Here is a 21,769-nt window from a genome sequence, read left to right on the forward strand (position 1 = left end):
CCATGACCCGAGCTTTAGTAACCGGCGCCGGAATTCGTCTGGGTCGGGCGATGGCGCTGTACCTGGCGGGCCGCGGCTATGATGTGGCGGTGCATTATGCAACGTCACAGCAACCTGCACAGGAAACTGTGGCCGACGTTAAAGCCCTGGGCCAACAGTCCGTTGCGCTGCAAGCTGACCTGCTGGATGAGGCGCAGGTTTTGTCCTTGTTGCCTCGCGCAGCAGAGGCATTGGGCGGACCGATCACCTGTTTGGTAAACAATGCCTCGATCTTTGAACATGATAGTATCTATACAGCGACCCGCCAAAGCTGGGACCGCCATCTCGACAGCAACTTGCGCGCACCGTTTGTGTTGACCCAGGCAATGGCCGAACAGGGGCTGGAACCCGCGATCGATGCAAGTGGCGAACCCGTTGCGACGGGTGCGATCATCAATATGGTCGACATGCGTGTCCAAAAACTGACGCCGGAATTCATGTCATACACAATCGCCAAGATGGGGTTATGGGCACTGACACGCACTTCAGCGCAGGCGTTGACCCCCGCAATCCGGGTGAATGCGATTGGGCCCGGTCCAACAGTGAAGGGCCATCGTCAAAGCGATGAGCACTTTCAGGCGCAACGATCCAATACGGTTCTGGAACGCGGTGCGAACCCTTCAGATATCACCGCTGCGCTGGGGTATTTTCTGGACGCCCCTGCCGTAACCGGGCAGCTTTTATGCGTTGATGGCGGTCAGCATCTGGGATGGCGGACGCCAGACGTTCTGGGTGTAGAATAGCTAAATTTGCTGCAAGTTTTGCACTGCTCGCAGTTCTGTTACATCGACGTTACAAAAATGTCTTTTTTTTCATATACTTGCTAAGTTATCAAAAAAGTTTCATTTAAAAACAGTAACTTAAAAAAGCGCCTATTTTTTGTGCAGCGTAGGGAAATGGCAAGAAAACAAGGAAAAATCACTGTGGCCCAAAACTTATCTGCACAGTTATCCACAGAAACCGTGGATTTGTTTTCTCTTGATCTGGGGCGCTCAAGATTGCAGCCAATGACAAAGAATCATATTTCAAGGCCATGAACTCTCACAACGATACGAACACGGATACTCAGACCACCGGATATGCCTGCATTCAGCGCTACGTGAAGACGCTGGATAGCTCTCCGGGCGTCTATCGCATGCTGGATGGTGACAGCCGGGTTTTGTACGTGGGCAAGGCGCGGAACCTAAAGGCGCGGGTTTCGAACTATGCGCGACCCGGCCATTCGGGGCGGATCGAAAGGATGATCGCCGCGACGGCTTCGATGATGTTCCTTACGACAAGGACCGAGACCGAGGCGCTTCTGCTTGAGCAGAACCTGATCAAGCAGCTCAAGCCGAAATACAACGTGCTGCTGCGTGACGACAAAAGTTTTCCAAACATTCTGGTCGCTAAGGACCATGCTTTTCCGCAGATCAAAAAGCATCGCGGGGCGAAGAAAGAGAAAGGGGCGTATTTTGGCCCCTTCGCCAGTGCTGGTGCGGTGAATCGGACGCTCAATCAGCTGCAAAAGGCATTCCTGCTGCGCAACTGCTCAGATTCCATGTTCGACGGTCGGTCGCGGCCTTGTTTGCTGTACCAGATCAAGCGGTGTTCCGGGCCATGCGTTGGGCTGATCTCTGAAACCGAGTATCGCGAAAGTGTCAGTGACGCTGAACGGTTCCTGTCGGGCCGATCAACCAAGGTGCAAGAGGACCTGGCTGAGCAGATGATGGCCGCGTCCGAGGCGATGGAGTTCGAACGTGCCGCCGGTCTGCGCGACCGAATCCGGGCGCTGACACAGGTGCAAACCTCGCAAGGCATTAACCCGCGTGGTGTGACCGAGGCGGATGTAATCGGCCTTTATATGGACAGTGGACAGGCCTGTGTTCAGGTGTTCTTCATTCGCGCCAACCAAAACTGGGGAAACCGCGACTTCTATCCGCGAGTGGGGCCGGATGTCTCAGCTGCTGAGACGATGGAGGCCTTTCTCGGTCAGTTCTACGACAACAAGGAACCGCCCCGGCAGTTAATCCTGTCAGACGCAATTGAAAACGCCGATTTGATGCAAGAGGCGCTGACTGAGAAAGCCGGGCGCAAGGTTGAGATTCTCGTGCCCCAGCGCGGTGAAAAGCAGGAATTGGTGGCCGGTGCACTACGCAATGCGCGTGAGTCGCTGGCCCGCCGCATGTCCGAAAGCGCGACGCAGGCCAAGCTGCTGCGCGGTGTGGCCGAGGCATTTGAATTGGACAGCTCTCCGAACCGGATCGAAGTTTATGACAACTCGCATATTCAAGGCACCAACGCGGTGGGCGGCATGATCGTGGCCGGCCCTGAAGGGTACATGAAAAACGCATATCGCAAGTTCAACATCCGGGGCGACGACCTGACCCCCGGTGACGATTTCGGGATGATGAAAGAGGTTCTGACTCGTCGTTTCACGCGTCTTCAAAAAGAAGACCCTGACCGCGACAAAGGTCTGTGGCCCGATCTGCTGCTGATTGATGGCGGTGCCGGGCAGGTGGGCGCTGTGCAAGAGATCATGGCGCAATACGGGGTCGAAGATATCCCTATGGTCGGTGTCGCCAAAGGGGTCGACCGTGATCATGGCAAGGAAGAATTCCACCGGACCGGCCAACGCCCCTTTGCCCTGAAACGCAACGACCCGGTGCTGTACTTCATTCAGCGCTTAAGGGACGAAGCCCACCGGTTCGCCATCGGCACGCACCGCGCAAAACGCGCCAAGGCGGTGGGGGCAACACCGCTGGACGAAATCCCTGGTGTGGGTGCCGCTCGTAAGCGTGCGTTGCTGGCGCATTTTGGCAGTGCCAAGGCGGTCAGCCGCGCCAATCTGGCGGATCTGAAGGCGGTCGATGGGATCTCAGCAGGGTTGGCTCAGAAGGTATATGACTTTTTCCACGACAAGGGTTAAGCCCGCCGACCCCGCCAAAGAATGTAAAGGCCCGAGGCGACAATCAGCGCGCTGCCGATCCACATGGTCCTGTCCAGATGCTCTCCGAACAGGAAGACACCCAGGCCGATCCCAAACAACAGACGGGAATAGCGAAACGGGGTTACGGCTGAAACTTCCCCTGTGCGCATGGCCTTCATCAGTGAGGCGTAAGCAATTGTGCCCAGCACCGCAGCGCCTGCCAAATGCAGGCTTGTATGAAAGGATAGGGTGGCAATCGGAGCACCCTCCCAGAACCGATAGGCAAACCCGGCGACGATGACGCAGAGGAAACCATAGAACCCAAGAACTTCGGTTCCCAAACTTGCGGGCGCAGCGCGACTGGCCAAGTCGCGACCGGCAAAGCCCAGCATTCCCAGTACCGCCAGAATCGACAAAATGGAAAAGCTGTCTCCGGTGGGTCGAATGATAATCACGACGCCGATCATGCCCACAAAGATCGCGCTCCATCGTCGCCAGCCGACGGTTTCACCGAAGAACAGCGCGGCACAGGCAACCACGACCAGTGGCGTGGCCTGCAGGATCACGGTGGCGGAAGACAGCGGTGTCAGCGCGATGGCCAGCACGTAGAACAAGCGCCCGAAGATTTCGAAGAATACCCGTATCTTCATCGGGGCCGACAGCACATCGGGTTGCAGCAAACGCGTGCCGCGCAGCCCGGCCACACAGGCAAATATGGCGGTTCCACCGGCGCCGAATAGAACCAAAACCTGCCAGATCGGCAGGGCGATGGATGCGGATTTCAACAACGCATCCTCGAGCGCGAACCCGGCCATAGCAGCGATCATCCAGGCGCTGCCTATCAGGTTTGAACGGGGATCGGTTCGAATATGAGTCGTCATCTTTTCCGCACGCGTCCCTTGGTTGGCCCGCCCGGCAATCTGACCGCAAACCTGCCCCGCGCCAAGTTGTATCCTGCAGCGAGGACCTGCTTGCGACGGTTTGACCCAAAACTCTTCAAGCGACTGTGATTGACGCAGTTTTTTGCCGTCCCGCCTTTTCTGTCCGGAACCGCCGATGTACTGTCCACTTCATGAAGTGGAACTTGCCGAACACCCTGACCGTTCTTCGCCTGCTGGCTGCGCCCGGTCTGGCCATTATGTTTCTGTATTTCACCCGACCCTATGCGGATTGGTTTGCGCTGATCCTGTTTTTGTCAGCGGCAATCACTGACTGGTTTGATGGTTATCTGGCCCGTGCCTGGAAGCAGGAAACTAGGATAGGGGCCATGCTGGATCCGATTGCCGATAAGGCCATGGTGGTGATCGCTTTGATGATATTGGTGGGGTATTCGACCGAACACTGGACGCCTTGGCTGGTGCTGCCAGCTACCGTAATCCTGTTTCGCGAGGTGTTTGTCTCGGGTCTGCGAGAGTATCTTGGTGATGTGGCCGGAACGCTGAAGGTCACCAAGCTGGCAAAGTGGAAGACCACTGCGCAGATGATCGCCATTGCTGTGCTGTTTTCTCAGGGCATTTTTGAGCACTACTTCGTGATGGGCACCTTCGGGATGGACCCCACTATGATCGATCAGGTTCTAACCGGACAGATCGAAGATCTGACTGGCGTGCGTTGGAACCTTGAAGCCATGTTCTGGTCGGGACGGATCGGGTTGTGGTTGCTGTGGCTTGCAGCGGCGCTGACATTGATCACAGGCTATGACTACCTACGTAAAGCCATGCCCCATCTGAAGGAGAGCTGAGCAATGGAGGTGCTGTATTTCGCCTGGGTGCGCGAACGGATCGGTCTTCCCAAAGAGCGGGTCGAGACCAATGCAGCCACGGTCTCGGATCTGGTAGCCGAACTCAGCGCACGGGAAGACCGCTATGCCGCGGCTTTTGCAGATGTTTCGGCCCTGCGCGTCGCATTGGATCAGGAGCTTTCGGATTTTGATGCCTCATTGGCGGGTGTGCGCGAGGTGGCGTTCTTTCCCCCAATGACCGGCGGCTAAAGCAATGCGGGTTGTCGTACAGGAAGACGCGTTTGATCTGGGTGCCGAGGCCAACGCCTTTGCGGCTGCAGACGACACAAACGGAGCGATCGTGACATTCACCGGCGTGGTACGCGACCTGGCCACGGGCAATCTGGATGTGATGGAGATCGAACACTATCCAGGCATGACCGAGCGTGCGCTTACAAAAATCGCCGAGGAGGCCATGGCGCGCTGGTCTCTGGGCGATGTTCTTGTCATCCACCGGCACGGGCGCCTGGTGCCCGGCGACCGGATCATGATGGTTGCCACTGCTGCACCACATCGCAAAGACGCATTCGAAGCAGCCGAGTTTCTGATGGACTACCTAAAGTCTCGCGCCCCGTTCTGGAAAAAAGAAATTACCGGAGCGGGGGCAGATTGGGTCGCCGCCAAGGATGAGGATGAAGACGCGCTGACCCGCTGGTGAACGGTTCAATCAGCGTTGTTGATACGTCCGCGCAATTCTTCTGCTTCCTGACGGGCGGCACGCAGACCATCCATTGCAGCCGCAAGCTCGGCCTCGGTCTGGGTCAGCTGATTGGTCAGTTCCGCCTCGCGCTGCTGAAGATAAGTAATTGCCTGATCGCGGGTTTCCTCAGCCTCGTGCAGTTCCTGGCTCATGCGGTCCAGATCGGCAACATCACTTTGGCGCACGCGTGACAGTCGATGGGCAAGCCAATTCGCGAACCAGCCCATGCAAAAGGCGGCGAACAGGATGATGGCGGTGGCGATGATGAATTCAAATCTGTTCAAGTCACTGGTCCTCTGCATCTGACTCAGATGCGTCACTTTCCGTTTGCTCGGAGTCTGTTACATCAGCCTCCAAGGCCTCTAGCCCTGTTTCTTCATTGGTGACAGGTTCGGGCCGGATCAGGCGGAATTCGATCCGTCGATTTTCTTCGCGCCCTTCTTCACTGTCATTGTCGCCAATGGGTTGCGTTTCGCCATAGCCCACCGCTGTGTAGCTTGCGGTCGGGATGCGCCGTCCGCGCAATTCGTTCAGGATTGATTGCGCGCGGGACTGGCTGAGCTGCTGGTTCATCTCTTCACGGCCCTGGCTATCGGTATGTCCCTGAATTTCCATGCGGATTGGGCCGCATTCACGCAGGATATCCGCGATCTGGTTGACGGTGTCGCGCGAATCTGCGGCAATCGTTGATGATCCGGGTTCAAACGCAATCTTGCTGACAGCTTGGATGTCGGCAATTTGCGTTTCACAAAGCTCGGGGTCGGGCAGGGCGTCTGCCGGAGCGGGCGGTGGTTGATAGGTGATCGACAGGGTGAAATCCTGCGCCTCTCCTAACTTTTCCGAAAGTTGCCCGGCTATTCGGGCTTTAGCCCCCTCATCGTGGCTGAGACCGATCAGTTCAACCGAATCCGGGGTGACGGTCAGCGCCCCGTTTTTGAGCTGGTTCAATGCCTCAAGCCCCGCCAGAACACGCACGGGCCAGTCCGCAGGCAGATCCGGAACGATGCGTGTTGCGGTGTAAACCTGTTCCGATCCAAAAGCCGCGCGGGCGTAGCTGTCGACCATATCCCGTAGGGTTTCGTCACCCAGGCGTCCTCGCAGTTGAACCAGGCCTTCCGGGCTGCGGGTTGCAGAGAACTCGATGGGACCGGACTGTTCTTCTGTTTCCGGCTCGGGCAATACGGCGTGCAGGGCAAAAACGTCTGGCAGCGCCGTTTCTAGTTCACCCACAACCCGGTCAAACAGCGCTGGCAGCGTACCCTGTGCTGCAATCAGGGTGATGTCCGCATCCGAGATTGTTATCGACCCTCGTCCAATTTCTGCCAATGCGCGGATGCCCAACTCGGCAGCTTCAGGCCAACGCGGCGAAGGGACACCCAGACCAATGGTGCAAGAATAGGGTCCGGATAAGCCCGCGTTCTGAGCCGCTGCAACAATCCGATCCCGGGCTTTTTCGTCTTGGGCCGAGCAGGCATCAAACTGGCCGCCGGCCTCGCCGATCAGATACCGCAATGTGAACGGCGTGATCACCGGTCGCGGTGCCGAGATCGACAAGCCAATTCGCAAGCTGGCTGGCGCGGCGCGAGTCAGATCTTGTTCGAGTTGCTCCTTTTCCTGCTGGCTGTCGGAAATGGCGGTGATCTTGACCAGCCCAGAGTTAGCAGAGATTTTTGCGCGTGGCAGTCGAGACAAGGCGTCAATCGCGTAAGAAACCGCATCATCCCACCCTTTTGGTTTGGGGTAGTCTGCGGTCTCCATCAGATCCGATACCGGAACCGAGCGGTCTAGACCGCGCAGCCTGTCCATCAGCGCTTCGCGATCCTCGCTGGCCGGAACCAAGCCAATGATCGAGATACCGCTGTCATTGCGCAGGATTTCTACGGAAAATCGCGGCGCAGCCAGTGCAGAGGTTGCGGTCACATCCATCTCATCAATGACCCGCGAGGTGTCGACCTCGGCCCCTGCAGCCGTCAGCGCGTTAAAACGCATTGCTTCATCCGGTGCAATCCCCGTCAGAACAACACGCAGCCCATCGGATTCAACTTCCGCCCAGTCATGGCCTTTAAGGTCCAATGCACGCCGAACGGCGAATTCCGATGTCTCTTCGATCTTGGTCACGGCGTAGCTGGCCGCCAGCAGCGACACCACGGCTGACACGAGGAAGATCAGGGAAACGACTAATATATACGGCAGACGCATATGCGGGTTTTAGACTCCTCAGGTGATTGGCAGAACTCTTAACAGACCCCGAAGCAGAGGTGCAATCAGAGCAACAGGGCGACGCAGAGGAAGATCAGCGGAATCAGGCCGGTGTCTCTGTTGGAATGAAACAGTTGCAGCAGCTTGGTATTGTCCTCGATATCCAGGCCACGCAGTTGCCACATCATGTGCCAACCCATGGCCCAAGGTCCGCCAAGGGCGACGGCAAGGGCAAAGATCGACGCGTTTGGAACGCCCGCGTCAATGATCGCCAGCCCCATCAATCCAACCGCCACAGCCAGAAAGTACTTGAGCCATTTCGCAGTATCAGTTCCAAACAGGCGCGCCGTGGATTTGATACCCACAAGCTCATCATCTTCGGCATCCTGGTGCGCATAAATCGTGTCATAGAACAGTGTCCACGCGATGCCGGACAGATAGAGGATGACAGCAGGCCAGCCCAGCGTGCCGCTATGGGCAGTCCAGGCCAGCAAAGCGCCCCAGTTGAATGCCAAGCCCAAGAACACTTGTGGCCACCAGGTGAAGCGCTTGGCGAACGGATAGACCGCCACCGGAAGCAAAGACAGAACCCCCATGGCAATAGCTGCCTGATTGAAGCTGAGCAGGATGGCCAGCGCCAACAAGCACTGCAGAACCATCCAGCCCGCGGCTTGCCGGACGGTGACATGTCCAGCAGGAATCGGGCGCGACCGCGTGCGCTCGACCTGAGCGTCAAACTCGCGGTCAGTGATGTCGTTCCAGGTGCATCCGGCACCACGCATCAAAAACGCGCCCAACGCGCAACCAACGGCGATCCACAAATCGCCCAAGCGCGGTTGGCCATCGCTTAGGATCGCCAGTGCCAGGCCCCACCAGCACGGAATCAGCAAAAGCCAGGTTCCGATTGGCCGGTCGGCGCGGCTCAACCGCAGATAGGGACGGGTCAAGGCGGGTGCGCGGGTGTCTACCCAATTGCCGGTTACGGCATCAGCGACCTGACCGTCTGGTGTTGGGGCATTGCCTTGCATATGTAGGTCTCATGAGTGCGAAGATCAGACTGTATGTAGAGCAGCCCTTGGGTCAGGGGCAATCGGTAGAATTGACGCGCGAGCAGGCGCATTACCTGTTTGGTGTGATGCGATTGGGTGTGGGCGGCCAAGTTGCCCTGTTCAACGGTCAGGATGGCGAGTGGCTGGCCGAGGTGTCCGAGGCTGGCAAACGCGGCGGTGTCCTGACATGTGCCCAGCAAACGAAGCCGCTGCAGTTGCCGCCTGATCTGTGGTTCATGTTTGCGCCGATCAAAAAGGCACGCACTGATTTCATCGTCGAAAAAGCGACCGAAATGGGCGCGGCGCGGATCAAGCCGGTGCAAACCCAGTTCACCAATTCCGAGCGCATCCGTCAGGATCGCCTGCAGGCGCATGCGGTCGAGGCAGCCGAGCAATGCGGCGGGACGTTTGTGCCTGAAGTCGCCGATTTACAACGTCTGGACAAAGTTCTGGATAGCTGGCCAGATGGACGCCAACTGATGTTCTGCAACGAAGCCGAAGTAGGGTCTGCCCTGCGTTTGGCGGCCAGCGAGAAGGGGTGTCCTTGGGCCATCCTCATCGGGCCTGAAGGCGGGTTTTCGGATCAGGAGCGCGCGCGCCTGACCGCGTTGCCATATGCGCATGTTGTCAGCCTTGGCCCGCGTATCCTGAGGGCCGACACAGCGGCCGTTGCAGCATTGACCATGTGGCAGCAAGCATTGGGGGACTGGGTCTGATGTGGCGCGCCGCGCGTCAAGAAGATCTCGGAAAAATTGAAAGTTTTTTGTACCGGCATGTGCAAAGTTCGATGTTCACACTGGCCAACCTGCGTAATTTTGGCCTGAACGGAAGCGATCCGCGCGCTGTCCGAATGTGGTTGATTGGCGATGATCCACGAGCGGTGTTTACCATCACAAACGAAGGAATGATCCTGCCGCAATGTCCCGATTGCACGGATCTCGAATTGCTGTCTGCGCTGGCTTTGATTGGCGATGGTCTTGTTACAGATGTGATTGGCGAGGCCGCGCAGGCACGTCCGATCATTCGATTGGCTGGTTGGCAAGATAAGGCAGCAATGGCGGTCGCGTTGCATCTCAACGAAGCGCGAGAATCTGGTGTAACGCGTGCCATTCTGTTTGCTGCTTCAGAATCAGCGGCGCGTGCCTATATGGCTATTGGGTTTGCCCCTGCTGGCAAGTTCGCCCTGATCCTGTTCCAGGCAAAAAAGGAGGCCACAGCATGAGCTTCATTCGACCCGAAGCCAAGCTTGCCCTTTGGCGGTGGCGCGAGGTTCTCGTTGCGGTTTTTGTTCTGATCCTCGGCCTCAGCTGGGTCAGTGGCCCCGGAGGATTGCTGGGTTGGATTGGCTGGGTATTGGTCGCCGTTTCACTAGCGCTGGCCATTATTGGCGTGCAACGGGCGCGGTTCCGAACCGGTACGGGCGGGCAAGGTGTGGTGACCATTGACGAAGGTCAGATCACGTATCTGGGTCCGCTTGACGGGGGCATCGTCGCTACGCGCGAGATCGAGCGGCTGGCGCTGGACCCGACATTGCACCCTGCGCATTGGGTGTTGGACCAACCCGGTCAGCCGGCGCTTCACATTCCTGTGAATGCAGAAGGCGCCGAGGCGCTGTTCGATGTGTTTTCGAATCTGCCGGGTTTGAAAACAGAACAAATGCTGGCGGAACTGAACCGCAGATCGTCGATTCCGGTCGTTATCTGGGAGCGAACACCCTCGCGCCCCGCACACTTTCGGCTGCATTGACACTGGCGCAATTTGCCCTCAGGACTGGCCTTCAAGACAAGGTTCAACAGGATCGGAGCACGGTTCATGTCCATCCCCCAGTCCGGCGGCGGACCGATCGAACGCCATGAGCAATTGGCCGAATATCTTGAATCGGGCTGCAAGCCCAAACAGGATTGGCGCATCGGAACCGAGCACGAAAAGTTCGGATATTGCAAAGACACGCTGAAGCCTCTGCCATTCGACGGAAAACGCTCGATCGTCGCAGTGCTGGAAGGCCTGCGGGATCGTCACGGTTGGGGCGAGGTGCGCGAAGCCGGGCATCTGATTGGCCTCGAAAAAGATGGCGCGAATGTCAGCTTAGAGCCAGGCGGCGCACTAGAGCTGTCAGGTGCACCGTTGGAGACGATCCACGAAACCTGCGACGAGGTGAATGTTCACCTGCGCGAAGTTAAAGATATCGCTGACGAGATTGGTGTGGGTTTTATCGGTCTGGGCGCTGCGCCGATCTGGACCCATGAAGAAATGCCGCTGATGCCCAAGGGGCGGTACCGGCTGATGAATGACTATATGGAGAAAGTCGGCACCATGGGCCGCGCGATGATGCGCCGGACCTGTACGGTTCAGGTCAATATCGACTTCGGATCCGAGGCCGACATGGTGCAAAAGCTGCGTGTCGCATTGGCGCTGCAACCTGTTGCGACCGCGCTTTTTGCCAATTCGCCGTTCTTTGAAGGCAAGCCCAACGGTCAGAAAAGCTGGCGCAGTTTTATCTGGCGGCATCTGGACGATGCCCGGACAGGTATGCTGCCCTTTGTGTTCGAAGAAGGCTTTGGGTTTGAACGCTACGTGGAATACGCGCTCGATGTTCCGATGTATTTTGTCTATCGCAACGGTGAATACATCAACGCGCTGGGCATGTCGTTCCGTGACTTTCTGCAAGGAAAACTTCCCGCCTTGCCGGGTGAAACCCCAACGCTGAGCGATTGGGCAGATCATCTGACAACCGCGTTCCCCGAAGCACGGATCAAGAAATTCATGGAAATGCGCGGCGCCGATGGTGGCCCGTGGCGGCGTCTATGTGCTTTGCCCGCCTTCTGGGTGGGCCTGACTTATGATCAAGGCGCGCTGGATGCGGCCTGGGATCTGGTCAAAGGCTGGGATGCCGAAACGCGCGAGGCATTGCGGGTCGAGGCCGCCAAGGACGGTCTGCAGGCAAGGGTCGGAAACATCAACATGCACGATCTGGCGCGCGAAGTGGTCGCGATATCCGAGGCCGGTCTGAAGGCCCGCGCCTATCCCGGCGCGGGTGGCATGGTTCCCGATGAATCGCATTTTCTGAATGCGCTGAAAGACAGTATCGAAACGGGCAAAGTGCCTGCCGATGAATTGCTGGATCACTATAACAGCGATTGGCAGGGCGACCTGACCCGGGTTTTCCCCGACTACAGTTATTGATCCCGCCCGTTCGGCTTGCATTTGCGTGGCCGGACCGATAGCAGGTTCTCGACCAATTTCAGAGGACCGTCATGGACGATCTTAAGGCAAAATATCTGGGCCAAATCGCCGAGGCTGGAGACGAAAACACGCTTGAAGCGATCCGCGTTGCGGCCGTCGGCAAAAAGGGCGAAGTCGCGCTGAAGATGCGCGAACTGGGCAAGATGACGCCCGAAGAGCGTCAGGTCGCGGGTCCTGCGCTGAACGCGTTGAAGGATGAAATCAACTCGGCGCTGGTTGCCAAGAAAGCGGGTCTTGCCGATGCTGCGTTGGATGAACGTCTGCGCACCGAATGGCTGGATGTCACGCTGCCCACCCGTGCGCGTCGTCAGGGCTCGGTTCACCCTGTCAGCCAGGCCACTGAAGAGCTGACGGCGATCTTTGCCGAGCTTGGTTTCTCGGTTGCTGAAGGGCCGCGGATCGAAACCGACTGGCATAATTTCGATGCGCTGAACATCCCTGGCCACCACCCCGCGCGGGCCGAGATGGATACCTTTTACATGCACCGTGCCGAGGGGGATAACCGCCCGCCGCACGTGCTGCGCACCCACACCTCTCCGGTGCAGATACGCTCGATGGAGTTGCAGGGCGCGCCGATCCGCATCATTTGTCCGGGCGGTGTGTATCGCGCCGACTATGACCAGACCCACACACCGATGTTCCATCAGGTCGAGGGGCTGGCCATCGACAAAGACATCTCGATGGCGAACCTGAAATGGGTTCTGGAAGAGTTCGTGAAGGCGTTCTTCGAGGTCGATGACGTCGAACTACGCTTCCGCGCCTCGCACTTCCCCTTCACCGAACCTTCGGCCGAGGTCGATATCCGCTGTTCCTGGGACAACGGTCAGCTGAAGATCGGTGAGGGCGACGACTGGATGGAAATCCTTGGTTCCGGCATGGTCCACCCCAAGGTGATCGCTGCTGGAGGGATTGATCCGGATGTCTATCAAGGCTTTGCCTTTGGCATTGGCATCGATCGTCTGTCGATGCTGAAATACGGCATTCCCGATTTGCGGGCGTTCTTTGACAGCGATCTTCGGTGGCTGAGGCACTATGGGTTCGCTGCGCTGGATATGCCGAACCTGCATGGTGGTTTGAGCCGTTAGAGAGATCATTGGACGACTGGCTGACAGCATATCGCGATTGGTGGAAATGTAGGGTTTCCAAACATCCAATGCTTTGGCTGTTATGTTTGTTTCTCGCGGTGTTTGTGTTGCCAACGCTCGCATGGTGGATTTGGGAAAGTGACTCGGCTGCCGTTGTGATCGCTTTTCTTGTGTCGGCGCTTCTGTTTCTGCCTGGCATTCTTATTGCTGGACTCGAATTCTTGCTGACAGGAAGTTTCTTCCTGCGCGACAGGATCCAAAGAGAGAAAACCCAAGGCCTGATCAATAGACGGAACTGCAGTTTTTGGAAGTGGTGGTAGATAGTGTAACTAATGGTGGTAAACCTTTCGAATTGATCGTTTCAGAGAGCATGCGCGGAACAAGGCCGACAGGCCGCCGCGCCGTCGCCAGACCGCCCGCCACCCCACGGTCTGGCGATAGCGCGGCTTGTTACAGTGTCCCACGGGGTTGTGACGTGACATCGCGCTCTGGCTGGCTAGGCTCAGCCAAATGATTTACCGACTGATTTCCCTTTTGATGCTCGCAGCGTCCCCGGCCTTTTCAATGGGGCCTTGGAACACTGACTGCCACGGTGATACTGCCTGCGAGGTGGGCGAGCGCTCGTACCATGTGCTGGAGCCGGATGGCTGGGACGGTGAAACGCCTCTGCCGGTGCTATTGCATTTCCACGGCTGGGCGCGGCAGGGCACCGTTGTGGTGAAACACGAACGGATCGCAGGGGCGACGAAACGGCGTGGTGTTTTGCTTGTTGCGCCCAACGGGTTGGGGAAAAGCTGGAACTTCTGGGCGTCTGATACAGGTGACGTTGGTTTTGCCGACCGGGTGCTGGGTGATGTCGCCAAGCGATATCCGATCGATCCCGAGCGCGTGTATGTTTCTGGCTACTCCTTCGGTGGCGCGATGGCTTGGCGCTATGTTTGCCAGTCCGGCAATGACACTGCCGCGCTTCTGGCGGTTGCAGGCTCGATCCGCCAGACCGAAACCTGCCCGCAGGCTCCGGGCGAGGTGCGTCATGTGCACGGGCTGGACGATACGGTGATGGATTTCCCCTTTGGCCCCGGTGGCGACACGACCTATCCGGTGGCGCTGTGGCGCGAGATGTACGGTTGCAGGTCCGCTACCCCGCAAGGTGATTGGAGCGTGGTGCCCTTTCTGACGCTCAGCCGTGTGGAATGGACCGATTGTGCCATCGGGCAAGTCACTTTGGACACGCATCCGGGTGGACATTTCATCCCCCATGGCTGGATCGGCTGGCAACTGGATGAGCTGTTGGGCCAGACGCCGGCTTACCCCTAAGTTGCGGTTTGACAAGCCCGAAGCAACGCGTTCAGCTGCGCGAACTGACGCTACTTGGGAGGTTTGCTGGTGAAAACGTTGCTTTTGATTGCCCTGATCTTTGGGGCTGTTCCAGCCCTTGCGCGTGACACTTATCCGCCAGTCGATGTGCTGCTGCAGACCGATAGCTCGGTTATTGGCGAGCCGTTGGAGTATCCCGACGGGACCCGCAAATCACGATGGCTATTGTGACAATGCAACCCGGTCAGGAAACGGGTGTGCATCGCCACGATGCGCCCTTGGCGGCCTATGTTCTCGAAGGTGAAATCACCGTTGATTACGGCGACAAAGGGACCAAAACCTATACCAAGGGTGACGCTTTTGTCGAGGCGTTTCAGTCGCCCCACGCCGGCGTGAACACCGGCGATGGCATTGCCCGTATTCTGGCGGTGTTCGCGGGATCGGACAGCGTTGGTAACACAGTTGCTGATGACTAGCGTAAGTGGGTCATACGGCCTCTTTCACCTTGGGTGAATATCCGCTACACGCGGTTTAACCCAAGATTACTGGCGGAATACGACCGATGAAATTCACTCTTTCCTGGCTCAAAGACCACCTGGACACGGATGCGTCGGTTGAGGAAATCGCCGAAACGCTGACCGATCTCGGCCTCGAAGTTGAAGAGATTGTAAATCCGGCGGACCGGCTGGCTGGCTTTACGCTGGGCTATGTAAAGCATGCCGAGAAACACCCTGACGCCGACAAGTTGCGGGTGTGCACGGTCGAGACGGATGAGGGTGATCTGCAGATCATCTGCGGTGCGCCCAACGCCCGAGAAGGCATCACCGTCGTCGTCTGCAAACCTGGCATGTATATCCCCGGTCTGGATCTGACCATCAGCGTCGGCAAAATCCGCGGCGTTGAAAGCTTTGGCATGATGGCGTCCGAGCGCGAGCTGGAGCTGTCCGAAGAACATGACGGCATTATCGAACTGCCCTCGGGTGACGTGGGCGACAAGTTCGTCAACTGGCTGGCTGAGAATGATCCGTCCAAGGTTGATCAGATGATCGAGATTGCGATCACCCCGAACCGTCCGGACGCTCTGGGCGTGGCCGGGATTGCTCGCGATCTGGCAGCGCGTGGTCTGGGAACGTTGAAGCAGCGGGACTATGTTCCGGTGCCGGGTGATTTTGAAAGCCCGATCAAGGTTGCTATCGACGATGACACGCTGGACGGGGCCCCGCATTTCACTGGACGTCTGATAAGGGACGTGAAGAACGGACCCAGCCCGCAATGGCTGCAGGATCAGTTGAAGGCGATTGGTTTACGCCCAATCTCGGCTTTGGTGGACATCACCAATTATATGACCTTCGACTCTAACCGTCCTTTGCATGTCTTTGACGCCGACAAGGTGCAGGGAAACCTTCGCGTGCGCCGCGCCATAGGCGGCGAACAGCTGGTCGCGTTGGATGAGAAAGAGTACACGCTGCAGCCCGGCATGATGGTGATTTCTGATGACAAGGGTCCGGAGTCGATCGCCGGGATAATGGGCGGCGCGGAAACCGGATGTACGGAAGAGACGGTTAATGTCTTTCTTGAAAGCGCGTTCTGGGATCACGTGCAGATTGCGCTGACGGGTCGCGCGCTGAAAATCAACTCGGACGCACGGTATCGGTTCGAACGTGGCGTTGACCCCGAATACACGCTTGAGGGGCTGGAGCACGCGACCCAGATGATCCTGGACATCTGCGGTGGTGAGGCGTCGAAAGTTGTTGTTGCGGGCAAAGCGCCGAAGCATTCACGGGCCTACAAGCTGGACGCGGAACGCGTACAGTCACTTGTTGGCATGGAGATTCCGGAAAGCGATCAGCGCCAGACCCTGACCCGTCTGGGTTTCCGTCTTGAAGGTGAGATGGCGCATGTGCCCAGCTGGCGCCCGGATATCATGGGCGAGGCCGATCTGGTAGAAGAGGTCGCGCGGATCGCATCCCTGACCAAGTTGCAGGGCAAGCCATTGCCGCGTGTGACCAATGGTATCCCCAAGCCGGTGATGACGTCAGCACAGCGACGCCAGTCGATGGCGCGACGCACCTGCGCGGCGCTGGGCTACAACGAATGCGTTTCGTACACATTTATCGATCAGGCCTCGGCCGCTCTGTTTGGCGGTGGGGATGAGGCGACGCAGCTGGAAAATCCGATCTCGACCGAGATGAGCCATATGCGCCCGGACCTGCTGCCGGGGCTATTGCAGGCCGCGGCCCGCAATCAGGCGCGCGGGTTTGCCGATCTGGCGCTGTTCGAAGTTGGACCGGTTTTCCATGACGGAGAGCCCGGCGAGCAGAATACGCAGATCACAGGTTTGCTTGTTGGTCGGGACGGACCCAAAGATGTCCATGGCGCGTCCCGCCCGGTAGACCTGTTCGATGCCAAGGCAGATGCCGAGGCTGTGCTGGCTGCCATTGGTGCGCCCGCCAAGGTTCAAGTTTTGCGCGATGGCGATGCCTGGTGGCACCCGGGGCGACACGGCAAGATCTGTCTGGGGCCGAAAAAGGTACTGGGCGTGTTTGGCGAAGTGCATCCGCGCGTGCTGCAGGCGATGGACATCAAAGGCCCGGCAATGGCATTCACCATCTGGCCGGACCAGGTGCCAATGCCACGCAAGTCGGGTGCGACACGGTCGGCGCTGGAACTGCGCGATCTACAAGCGGTCGAGCGTGACTTTGCCTTTGTTGTCGACGCGGATGTTGAGGCGCTGACACTGGTCAATGCCGCCACCGGCGCAGACAAGGCGCTGATCGAGGATGTGCGCGTCTTTGACGAATTCATTGGGGGCAGTGTTGGTGAGGGCAAGAAGTCGCTGGCCATTACGGTACGCTTGCAACCTTCGGATGCGACGCTGAAGGAAAAGGATATTGAGGCGGTGGCCGAAAAGATCATCGCCAAGGTGACCAAGGCCACGGGCGGCGTCCTGCGCGCCTGACCCAGGGCCCGCGATTGGAAATGCGCGCCTTCGGGCGCGTTTTTCATTTGGACAAATGGTCGGCCAGCAAATCAAAAACCAAACGGATGCGGCGGCTTGTATGCAGCTCGCGATGGGTGGTCAGCCAGATCGGGAACTTGATCGCTTTCATGTTAGGGATCACACGTTCAACGCCCGGCGTTGCGTCGCCAACCACCTCAGACATCGGGGCAATTCCAAAGCCTTGCTTCGCGTATTCCCAGGACACGATGCCATTCTGCGAGCCGAGCCGAAAGTTATCCTCGGTCAGGTGAATGCCAAGTGGGTCCAGATAAGCAATCATTTGGGCTGTATCGCCGAAGCTGATGAACTCATGTTTCGCTAACTCGGCGAGGGTCTTGGGGCGCCCAGCGCGGTTCAGATATTCGGTCGTGGCGTAGAAGTGCCCGGATGCCTCATTGACCAGTCTGGCGATCAGGTCGGGTTGATCGGGGCGTACATGCCGGATCGCGATATCCGCCTCGCGCCGCATCAGATCACGAATGTCGTTAGAGGCGATGACGTCGATCCGCAGCCGCGGTGCCTGAGGGCGAAGTTCACGTAGAAGGTCAGGCAAAATGTATGCCGACATGATATCGCTGGCGGTAATGCGCACCAGCCCTTCGATAGATTGTGCCTGACCCGACGCCGTCAGTGCAATGTGGTTTGCTGCCTGACCCATTGCGCGGGTATGATCCAGCAATTCGAGCCCAGCTTGTGTGATTTGCAAGGCTCGGCCAATGCGTTCGAACAGCATCACACCCAGATCCGCCTCAAGCGCTGCGATCTGCCGGCTGAGCGTCGGTTGTGTATGCCCCAGCTGCCGGGCGGCGGCAGACAGCGATCCGGTTTCGGCCGTCGCTAGAAACGCGCGGATGTGGTTCCAATCGAAATCGGTCAGGTTCGACATGCAAATATGTATAAGGATTCTGCGATTTTCGACAATTCATATTCGATTGGTGCATGAGTACTTTGCGCGCAAAGGAGATCGAGGATGACAACGACAACCGCAAAGTTCTGGGACGGTATAGCTGGTAAGTACGCGCGCGCGCCAATCCGCGACATGAAGTCTTATGAGTACACTTTGGCCCGGACCCAGTCCTATTTGTCCAAACAGCATAAGGTTCTAGAGCTTGGCTGCGGAACGGGCTCAACAGCGCTGCTGCTCGCACCCTCTGTTTCACATATTACGGCGAGCGATTTTTCCGAAGGCATGCTCGAAGTTGGCCGGGCAAAGGCGAAAGAAGAAGGGGTCAAGAACATCTCGTTCAGAAATGTGGATGTTACCATGCCGATTGAGGGGCAGAGCTATGATGCCATCCTGGGCTTCAACCTGTTTCACCTTGTACCTGATTTCGACAGGGTTTTTGCAGGCATTCATGCGCAACTTACACCCGACGGAGTGTTTATCTCAAAAACACCGTGCCTTGCCCAAGGCGGTCTGGGGTTCAAGTTTGGTTTGCTGAAGCTTCTCTTGCCCGTAATGCAGCTGCTCGGCAAAGCGCCATTTGTGAATCAGTTTGATATCGATACTCTTGAAGCCGCAATTACCAAAGCCGGGTTCAAGATTGTCGAAAGCGGGAATTTCCCCGCGACTCCTCCGGCTCGGTATCTGGTGGCTCGCAAAATATAGCAATCGCTTTGGCGGATTCTGCGCATTCCGCATTGGGGTTTGCCCGATTGCGACTTAAGTAGGTTGTGAAACAACAACGGAGCTTGCAATGGGCCTGAATGTCTATCTGTCCGGAGAAATCCACACCGATTGGCGCGAACAGATCATCGACGGGGCACAGGGTTTGGATGTGACGTTCAACAGCCCGGTGACCGATCACGCAGCAAGCGACGATTGCGGAGTCGCTGTTCTGGGCGCGGAACCAAACAAATACTGGCATGACCATAAAGGTGCGATGGTCAATGCCATTCGCACGCGCAAAGGCATCGCTGACGCGGACGTCGTGGTGGTTCGGTTCGGCGACAAATACAAACAATGGAATGCCGCTTTTGACGCGGGCTATGCTGCCGCGTTAGGCAAGTCGCTGATTGTTTTGCATGGCCCGGACCATCAGCACGCACTGAAAGAGGTCGATGCGGCGGCCTTGGCCGTTGCCGAAGAGCCTGGTCAAGTGGTTGAACTTCTGCGATATGTGCTGACCGGAAAACTGCCAGGTTAGGCGGCTGGTTACGGGGCGGATGACACCGCCCCGGACTGTGTTACAGGGTTGGTCTTATTGGTCCCGAGCCGGAATGTTTTTGCCGCGTTGCACGGCGGGGCGTTCAAAGAAGCGTTCGACATAGGCCACAGCGTTGGCGTGATCGGCCCAGCCGACGGCCTCTTTTGCACCATAAAAGTCCAGCGCATTCAACCAAGGCGCGATTGCAATGTCCGCGATTGAAAACTCGCCAGCAATCCAATCTTGCCCGTCCAGCTGCTGGTCTACGACATTCAATAACCGTTTGGCTTCGTTGATGTATCTCTCGCGCGGGCGGGGGTCTTCGATTTCGCTACCTGCGAATTTGTAGAAAAAGCCCAACTGCCCGAACATCGGACCAAGCCCACCCATTTGAAACATCAGCCATTGGGTGATGCGGTACTTGTCGGATTGAGTCTGGCCGAGGAACTTGCCGCTTTTCTCGGCCAGATAAAGCAAAATCGCGCCACTTTCGAACAGACCCACCGGATGCCCGTCAGGACCGTTGGGGTCAATGATTGCCGGTATTTTGTTGTTGGGGTTAAGGGACAGGAACTCGGGGCTTTTTACATCGGCATCGGCCAGCGTGACCAGATGTGCTTCGTAAGGCAGGCCAGTTTCCTCAAGCATGATCGAGGCTTTGACACCATTTGGCGTTGGGTATGAATAAAGCTGAATGACAGATGGATCCTTGGCGGGCCATCTTTCACCTACGGAAAATTGCGCATTTTGGGTCATGGTGTCTCCTGAAATCGACATGTTGGGGAAATTTAGGTAAAGTTTCCCATAAAAACACGCTTGTTAGCATGCAGTTTGCGCACAATTGACCTGCGCTGATGCGCCAAATGAAAAAAGAAACCTTAGTTCGACAGCGAGGGACGCAATGCTGGAAGAATTCAAAACGTTTATCGCCAAGGGCAATGTCATGGACATGGCCGTTGGTATAATCATTGGTGCGGCTTTCACCGCCATCGTAACCTCATTGGTGGGTGATCTGATCAACCCGCTGATCGGTTTGGTCACCGGTGGGGTAGACTTCACCAATAACTATGCTGTTTTGGCCGGTGATGTGGCCGAAGGTGCAAGCCTGGACGCCGCACGGGAAACCGGGGCATCGGTGTTTGCCTATGGTTCGTTTATCATGGCAATCATCAATTTTCTTATCATTGCATGGGTGGTTTTCATGCTGGTGAAGATGGTCAACCGTGTCAAAGACGCGGCTGCAGAGGAAGAAGAAGCGGCAGAAGAAGCGCCCGCAGGCCCTAGCGAACTGGATATTCTTATGGAAATCCGCGACTCGCTGAAAAAGTAAGAAACACCGTGTGTTACAAAGTTCGGCCCTGCCGATTTGGCGGGGCCGTTTGATGGTTTTCTACGACACCCTTTAGAAATGAGGACAATACGGATGGATCAGGCTGTGGATATGGCGGGTCAGGCATGGCCTATGATCATGAGTGCTGGCAAGGCTTTGATTGTTCTGGTGCTCGGGTGGATCCTGGCCCGTGCGATCGCGGGCATGGTCCGACGTCGCATCAACAAGACACCTCAGATTGACCCGACGCTTGGGAATTTCGCGGCGAGCGTTGTGAAATGGGTGATCCTTGCCATGGTGCTGGTCGCCGTTCTGGGGATCTTTGGTATCGAGGCCACCAGTATTGTCGCCATTCTGGGTGCGGCTTCGTTGGCCATCGGTCTGGCGTTACAAGGCACGCTTAGCGATCTGGCAGCGGGTGTCATGCTGGTTGTATTCCGCCCCTACAAGTTGGGTCAGTATGTGGACATCGGTGGAACAGCAGGCACAGTGCTGGACTTGAACCTGTTTACCACTGAGCTGGTGACGCCGGATAACGTGCAGATCATTGTGCCCAATGGCCAAGCCTGGGGATCGGTCATTACCAATTTCTCGGCTCATGACACGCGCCGGGTCGATCTGGTCTTTGGCATCGACTATGGTGACAATGCTGACGAGGCGATGAAGATCATTTTGGACATCGCCAAAGCCGACAGCCGCGTTCACACCGATCCCGAGCCCTGGGCGCGGGTCACAAATCTGGGCGACAGCTCGGTCGATCTGACGGCGCGCCTCTGGTGCAATGCAGCGGATTACTGGGACGTTAAATTCGAGACAACCAAGGCTGTCAAAGAAGCCTTCGACAGTAAGGGCGTTTCAATTCCCTATCCGCATTCGGTGGAAATTCAGAAGCAGGGCTAGGGGCTCCCGCCCGTCGATCGGTCATTCAAAATGCCCTCGTTCGGTTGGGGGTGGCGCCGCACCTTTGGTGC

At 57.3% G+C, this 21,769-nt stretch carries 25 protein-coding genes; 19 read left to right on the top strand and 6 right to left on the bottom strand.

Annotated features, from left to right (window positions below):
• Window positions 1–2: 2 nt before the first annotated feature.
• Together ACR0BU_RS20520 and uvrC are read left to right on the top strand one after the other, a co-directional pair.
• The gene (locus ACR0BU_RS20520) at window positions 3–782 is read left to right on the top strand and encodes an SDR family oxidoreductase (RefSeq protein ID WP_299084282.1); all 780 of its coding nucleotides are present in this window, start codon (window positions 3–5) and stop codon (window positions 780–782) included.
• A gap of 290 nt (window positions 783–1,072) precedes the next feature.
• Window positions 1,073–2,947, top strand: coding sequence for an excinuclease ABC subunit UvrC (uvrC, locus tag ACR0BU_RS20525; RefSeq protein WP_480736556.1), 1,875 nt, complete (start codon window positions 1,073–1,075; stop codon window positions 2,945–2,947).
• Here the strand turns inward: uvrC and ACR0BU_RS20530 are convergent.
• Entirely contained in the window at window positions 2,944–3,828 is an 885-nt protein-coding gene (locus ACR0BU_RS20530) for a DMT family transporter (protein WP_300068537.1), read from the bottom strand. The two genes, uvrC and ACR0BU_RS20530, sit on opposite strands and share 4 nt — an antisense overlap.
• 191 nt (window positions 3,829–4,019) lie before the next feature.
• On the opposite strand from ACR0BU_RS20530, the gene pgsA reads away from it, so the two are divergent.
• The 3 genes from pgsA to ACR0BU_RS20545 are packed head-to-tail and all read left to right on the top strand — an operon-like array spanning window position 4,020 to window position 5,385.
• Complete coding sequence (gene pgsA / locus ACR0BU_RS20535) at window positions 4,020–4,688, top strand: CDP-diacylglycerol--glycerol-3-phosphate 3-phosphatidyltransferase (protein WP_298937726.1); 669 nt, start codon at window positions 4,020–4,022, stop codon at window positions 4,686–4,688.
• Between the two features lie 3 nt (window positions 4,689–4,691).
• The gene (gene moaD / locus ACR0BU_RS20540; protein ID WP_480736555.1) at window positions 4,692–4,937 is read left to right on the top strand and encodes a molybdopterin converting factor subunit 1; all 246 of its coding nucleotides are present in this window, start codon (window positions 4,692–4,694) and stop codon (window positions 4,935–4,937) included.
• 4 nt (window positions 4,938–4,941) lie between these two features.
• Window positions 4,942–5,385: a molybdenum cofactor biosynthesis protein MoaE gene (locus ACR0BU_RS20545; RefSeq protein ID WP_480736554.1), complete on the top strand. Its 444-nt coding sequence runs from the start codon at window positions 4,942–4,944 to the stop codon at window positions 5,383–5,385.
• A gap of 5 nt (window positions 5,386–5,390) precedes the next feature.
• On the opposite strand, the gene ACR0BU_RS20550 is transcribed toward ACR0BU_RS20545, so the two are convergent.
• From ACR0BU_RS20550 to ubiA, 3 genes are all read right to left on the bottom strand, one after another.
• A complete protein-coding gene (locus ACR0BU_RS20550; protein ID WP_120632498.1) occupies window positions 5,391–5,711 on the bottom strand; it encodes a hypothetical protein in 321 nt (106 codons plus the stop codon).
• A gap of 1 nt (window position 5,712) precedes the next feature.
• The gene (locus ACR0BU_RS20555) at window positions 5,713–7,626 is read right to left on the bottom strand and encodes an OmpA family protein (RefSeq protein ID WP_480736553.1); all 1,914 of its coding nucleotides are present in this window, start codon (window positions 7,624–7,626) and stop codon (window positions 5,713–5,715) included.
• Window positions 7,627–7,691: 65 nt separating this feature from the next.
• Window positions 7,692–8,654, bottom strand: a complete 963-nt coding sequence (ubiA, locus tag ACR0BU_RS20560; protein WP_480736551.1) for a 4-hydroxybenzoate octaprenyltransferase — start codon at window positions 8,652–8,654, stop codon at window positions 7,692–7,694.
• Between the two features lie 11 nt (window positions 8,655–8,665).
• On the opposite strand from ubiA, the gene ACR0BU_RS20565 reads away from it, so the two are divergent.
• The 10 genes from ACR0BU_RS20565 (at window position 8,666) to pheT (ending at window position 17,279) form a co-directional block, all read left to right on the top strand.
• Entirely contained in the window at window positions 8,666–9,391 is a 726-nt protein-coding gene (locus ACR0BU_RS20565; RefSeq protein ID WP_480736550.1) for a 16S rRNA (uracil(1498)-N(3))-methyltransferase, read from the top strand.
• 71 nt (window positions 9,392–9,462) lie between these two features.
• Window positions 9,463–9,897 carry a GNAT family N-acetyltransferase gene (locus ACR0BU_RS20570; protein WP_480736548.1) on the top strand — a complete coding sequence of 145 codons (435 nt, stop codon included), beginning with the start codon at window positions 9,463–9,465 and terminating at the stop codon, window positions 9,895–9,897.
• Window positions 9,894–10,421, top strand: a complete 528-nt coding sequence (locus ACR0BU_RS20575; protein WP_480736546.1) for a hypothetical protein — start codon at window positions 9,894–9,896, stop codon at window positions 10,419–10,421. Before ACR0BU_RS20570 ends, ACR0BU_RS20575 begins: the two co-directional genes overlap by 4 nt.
• A gap of 66 nt (window positions 10,422–10,487) precedes the next feature.
• On the top strand, window positions 10,488–11,858 hold the full coding sequence (locus ACR0BU_RS20580; protein ID WP_480736544.1) for a glutamate--cysteine ligase: 1,371 nt from the start codon (window positions 10,488–10,490) through the stop codon (window positions 11,856–11,858).
• Between the two features lie 71 nt (window positions 11,859–11,929).
• A complete protein-coding gene (pheS, locus tag ACR0BU_RS20585; RefSeq protein ID WP_480736542.1) occupies window positions 11,930–13,003 on the top strand; it encodes a phenylalanine--tRNA ligase subunit alpha in 1,074 nt (357 codons plus the stop codon).
• 8 nt (window positions 13,004–13,011) lie between these two features.
• Entirely contained in the window at window positions 13,012–13,323 is a 312-nt protein-coding gene (locus tag ACR0BU_RS20590; RefSeq protein ID WP_300068555.1) for a hypothetical protein, read from the top strand.
• A gap of 190 nt (window positions 13,324–13,513) precedes the next feature.
• Window positions 13,514–14,320, top strand: coding sequence for a CE1 family esterase (locus ACR0BU_RS20595; protein WP_480736541.1), 807 nt, complete (start codon window positions 13,514–13,516; stop codon window positions 14,318–14,320).
• 69 nt (window positions 14,321–14,389) lie between these two features.
• Complete coding sequence (locus ACR0BU_RS20600; RefSeq protein WP_480736539.1) at window positions 14,390–14,551, top strand: hypothetical protein; 162 nt, start codon at window positions 14,390–14,392, stop codon at window positions 14,549–14,551.
• Window positions 14,539–14,796, top strand: a complete 258-nt coding sequence (locus ACR0BU_RS20605) for a cupin domain-containing protein (RefSeq protein WP_480736538.1) — start codon at window positions 14,539–14,541, stop codon at window positions 14,794–14,796. Before ACR0BU_RS20600 ends, ACR0BU_RS20605 begins: the two co-directional genes overlap by 13 nt.
• 86 nt (window positions 14,797–14,882) lie before the next feature.
• Window positions 14,883–17,279, top strand: coding sequence for a phenylalanine--tRNA ligase subunit beta (pheT, locus tag ACR0BU_RS20610; protein ID WP_480736536.1), 2,397 nt, complete (start codon window positions 14,883–14,885; stop codon window positions 17,277–17,279).
• Window positions 17,280–17,322: 43 nt separating this feature from the next.
• On the opposite strand, the gene ACR0BU_RS20615 is transcribed toward pheT, so the two are convergent.
• Window positions 17,323–18,207, bottom strand: coding sequence for a LysR family transcriptional regulator (locus ACR0BU_RS20615; protein WP_480736534.1), 885 nt, complete (start codon window positions 18,205–18,207; stop codon window positions 17,323–17,325).
• A gap of 84 nt (window positions 18,208–18,291) precedes the next feature.
• On the opposite strand from ACR0BU_RS20615, the gene ACR0BU_RS20620 reads away from it, so the two are divergent.
• Window positions 18,292–18,930 (top strand): class I SAM-dependent methyltransferase, encoded by a 639-nt coding sequence (locus ACR0BU_RS20620; RefSeq protein ID WP_480736533.1) that lies wholly within the window; start codon window positions 18,292–18,294, stop codon window positions 18,928–18,930.
• Between the two features lie 88 nt (window positions 18,931–19,018).
• Window positions 19,019–19,468, top strand: a complete 450-nt coding sequence (locus tag ACR0BU_RS20625) for a YtoQ family protein (RefSeq protein ID WP_300068569.1) — start codon at window positions 19,019–19,021, stop codon at window positions 19,466–19,468.
• Window positions 19,469–19,522: 54 nt separating this feature from the next.
• On the opposite strand, the gene ACR0BU_RS20630 is transcribed toward ACR0BU_RS20625, so the two are convergent.
• Window positions 19,523–20,224, bottom strand: a complete 702-nt coding sequence (locus tag ACR0BU_RS20630) for a glutathione S-transferase family protein (RefSeq protein WP_300068572.1) — start codon at window positions 20,222–20,224, stop codon at window positions 19,523–19,525.
• A 145-nt stretch (window positions 20,225–20,369) separates the two neighbouring features.
• On the opposite strand from ACR0BU_RS20630, the gene mscL reads away from it, so the two are divergent.
• Together mscL and ACR0BU_RS20640 are read left to right on the top strand one after the other, a co-directional pair.
• Window positions 20,370–20,798: a large conductance mechanosensitive channel protein MscL gene (gene mscL / locus ACR0BU_RS20635; protein ID WP_298937709.1), complete on the top strand. Its 429-nt coding sequence runs from the start codon at window positions 20,370–20,372 to the stop codon at window positions 20,796–20,798.
• A gap of 93 nt (window positions 20,799–20,891) precedes the next feature.
• Window positions 20,892–21,698: a mechanosensitive ion channel family protein gene (locus ACR0BU_RS20640; protein ID WP_480736531.1), complete on the top strand. Its 807-nt coding sequence runs from the start codon at window positions 20,892–20,894 to the stop codon at window positions 21,696–21,698.
• Window positions 21,699–21,769: the final 71 nt, after the last annotated feature.

The organism is Ruegeria sp. CK2, from assembly GCF_056536585.1.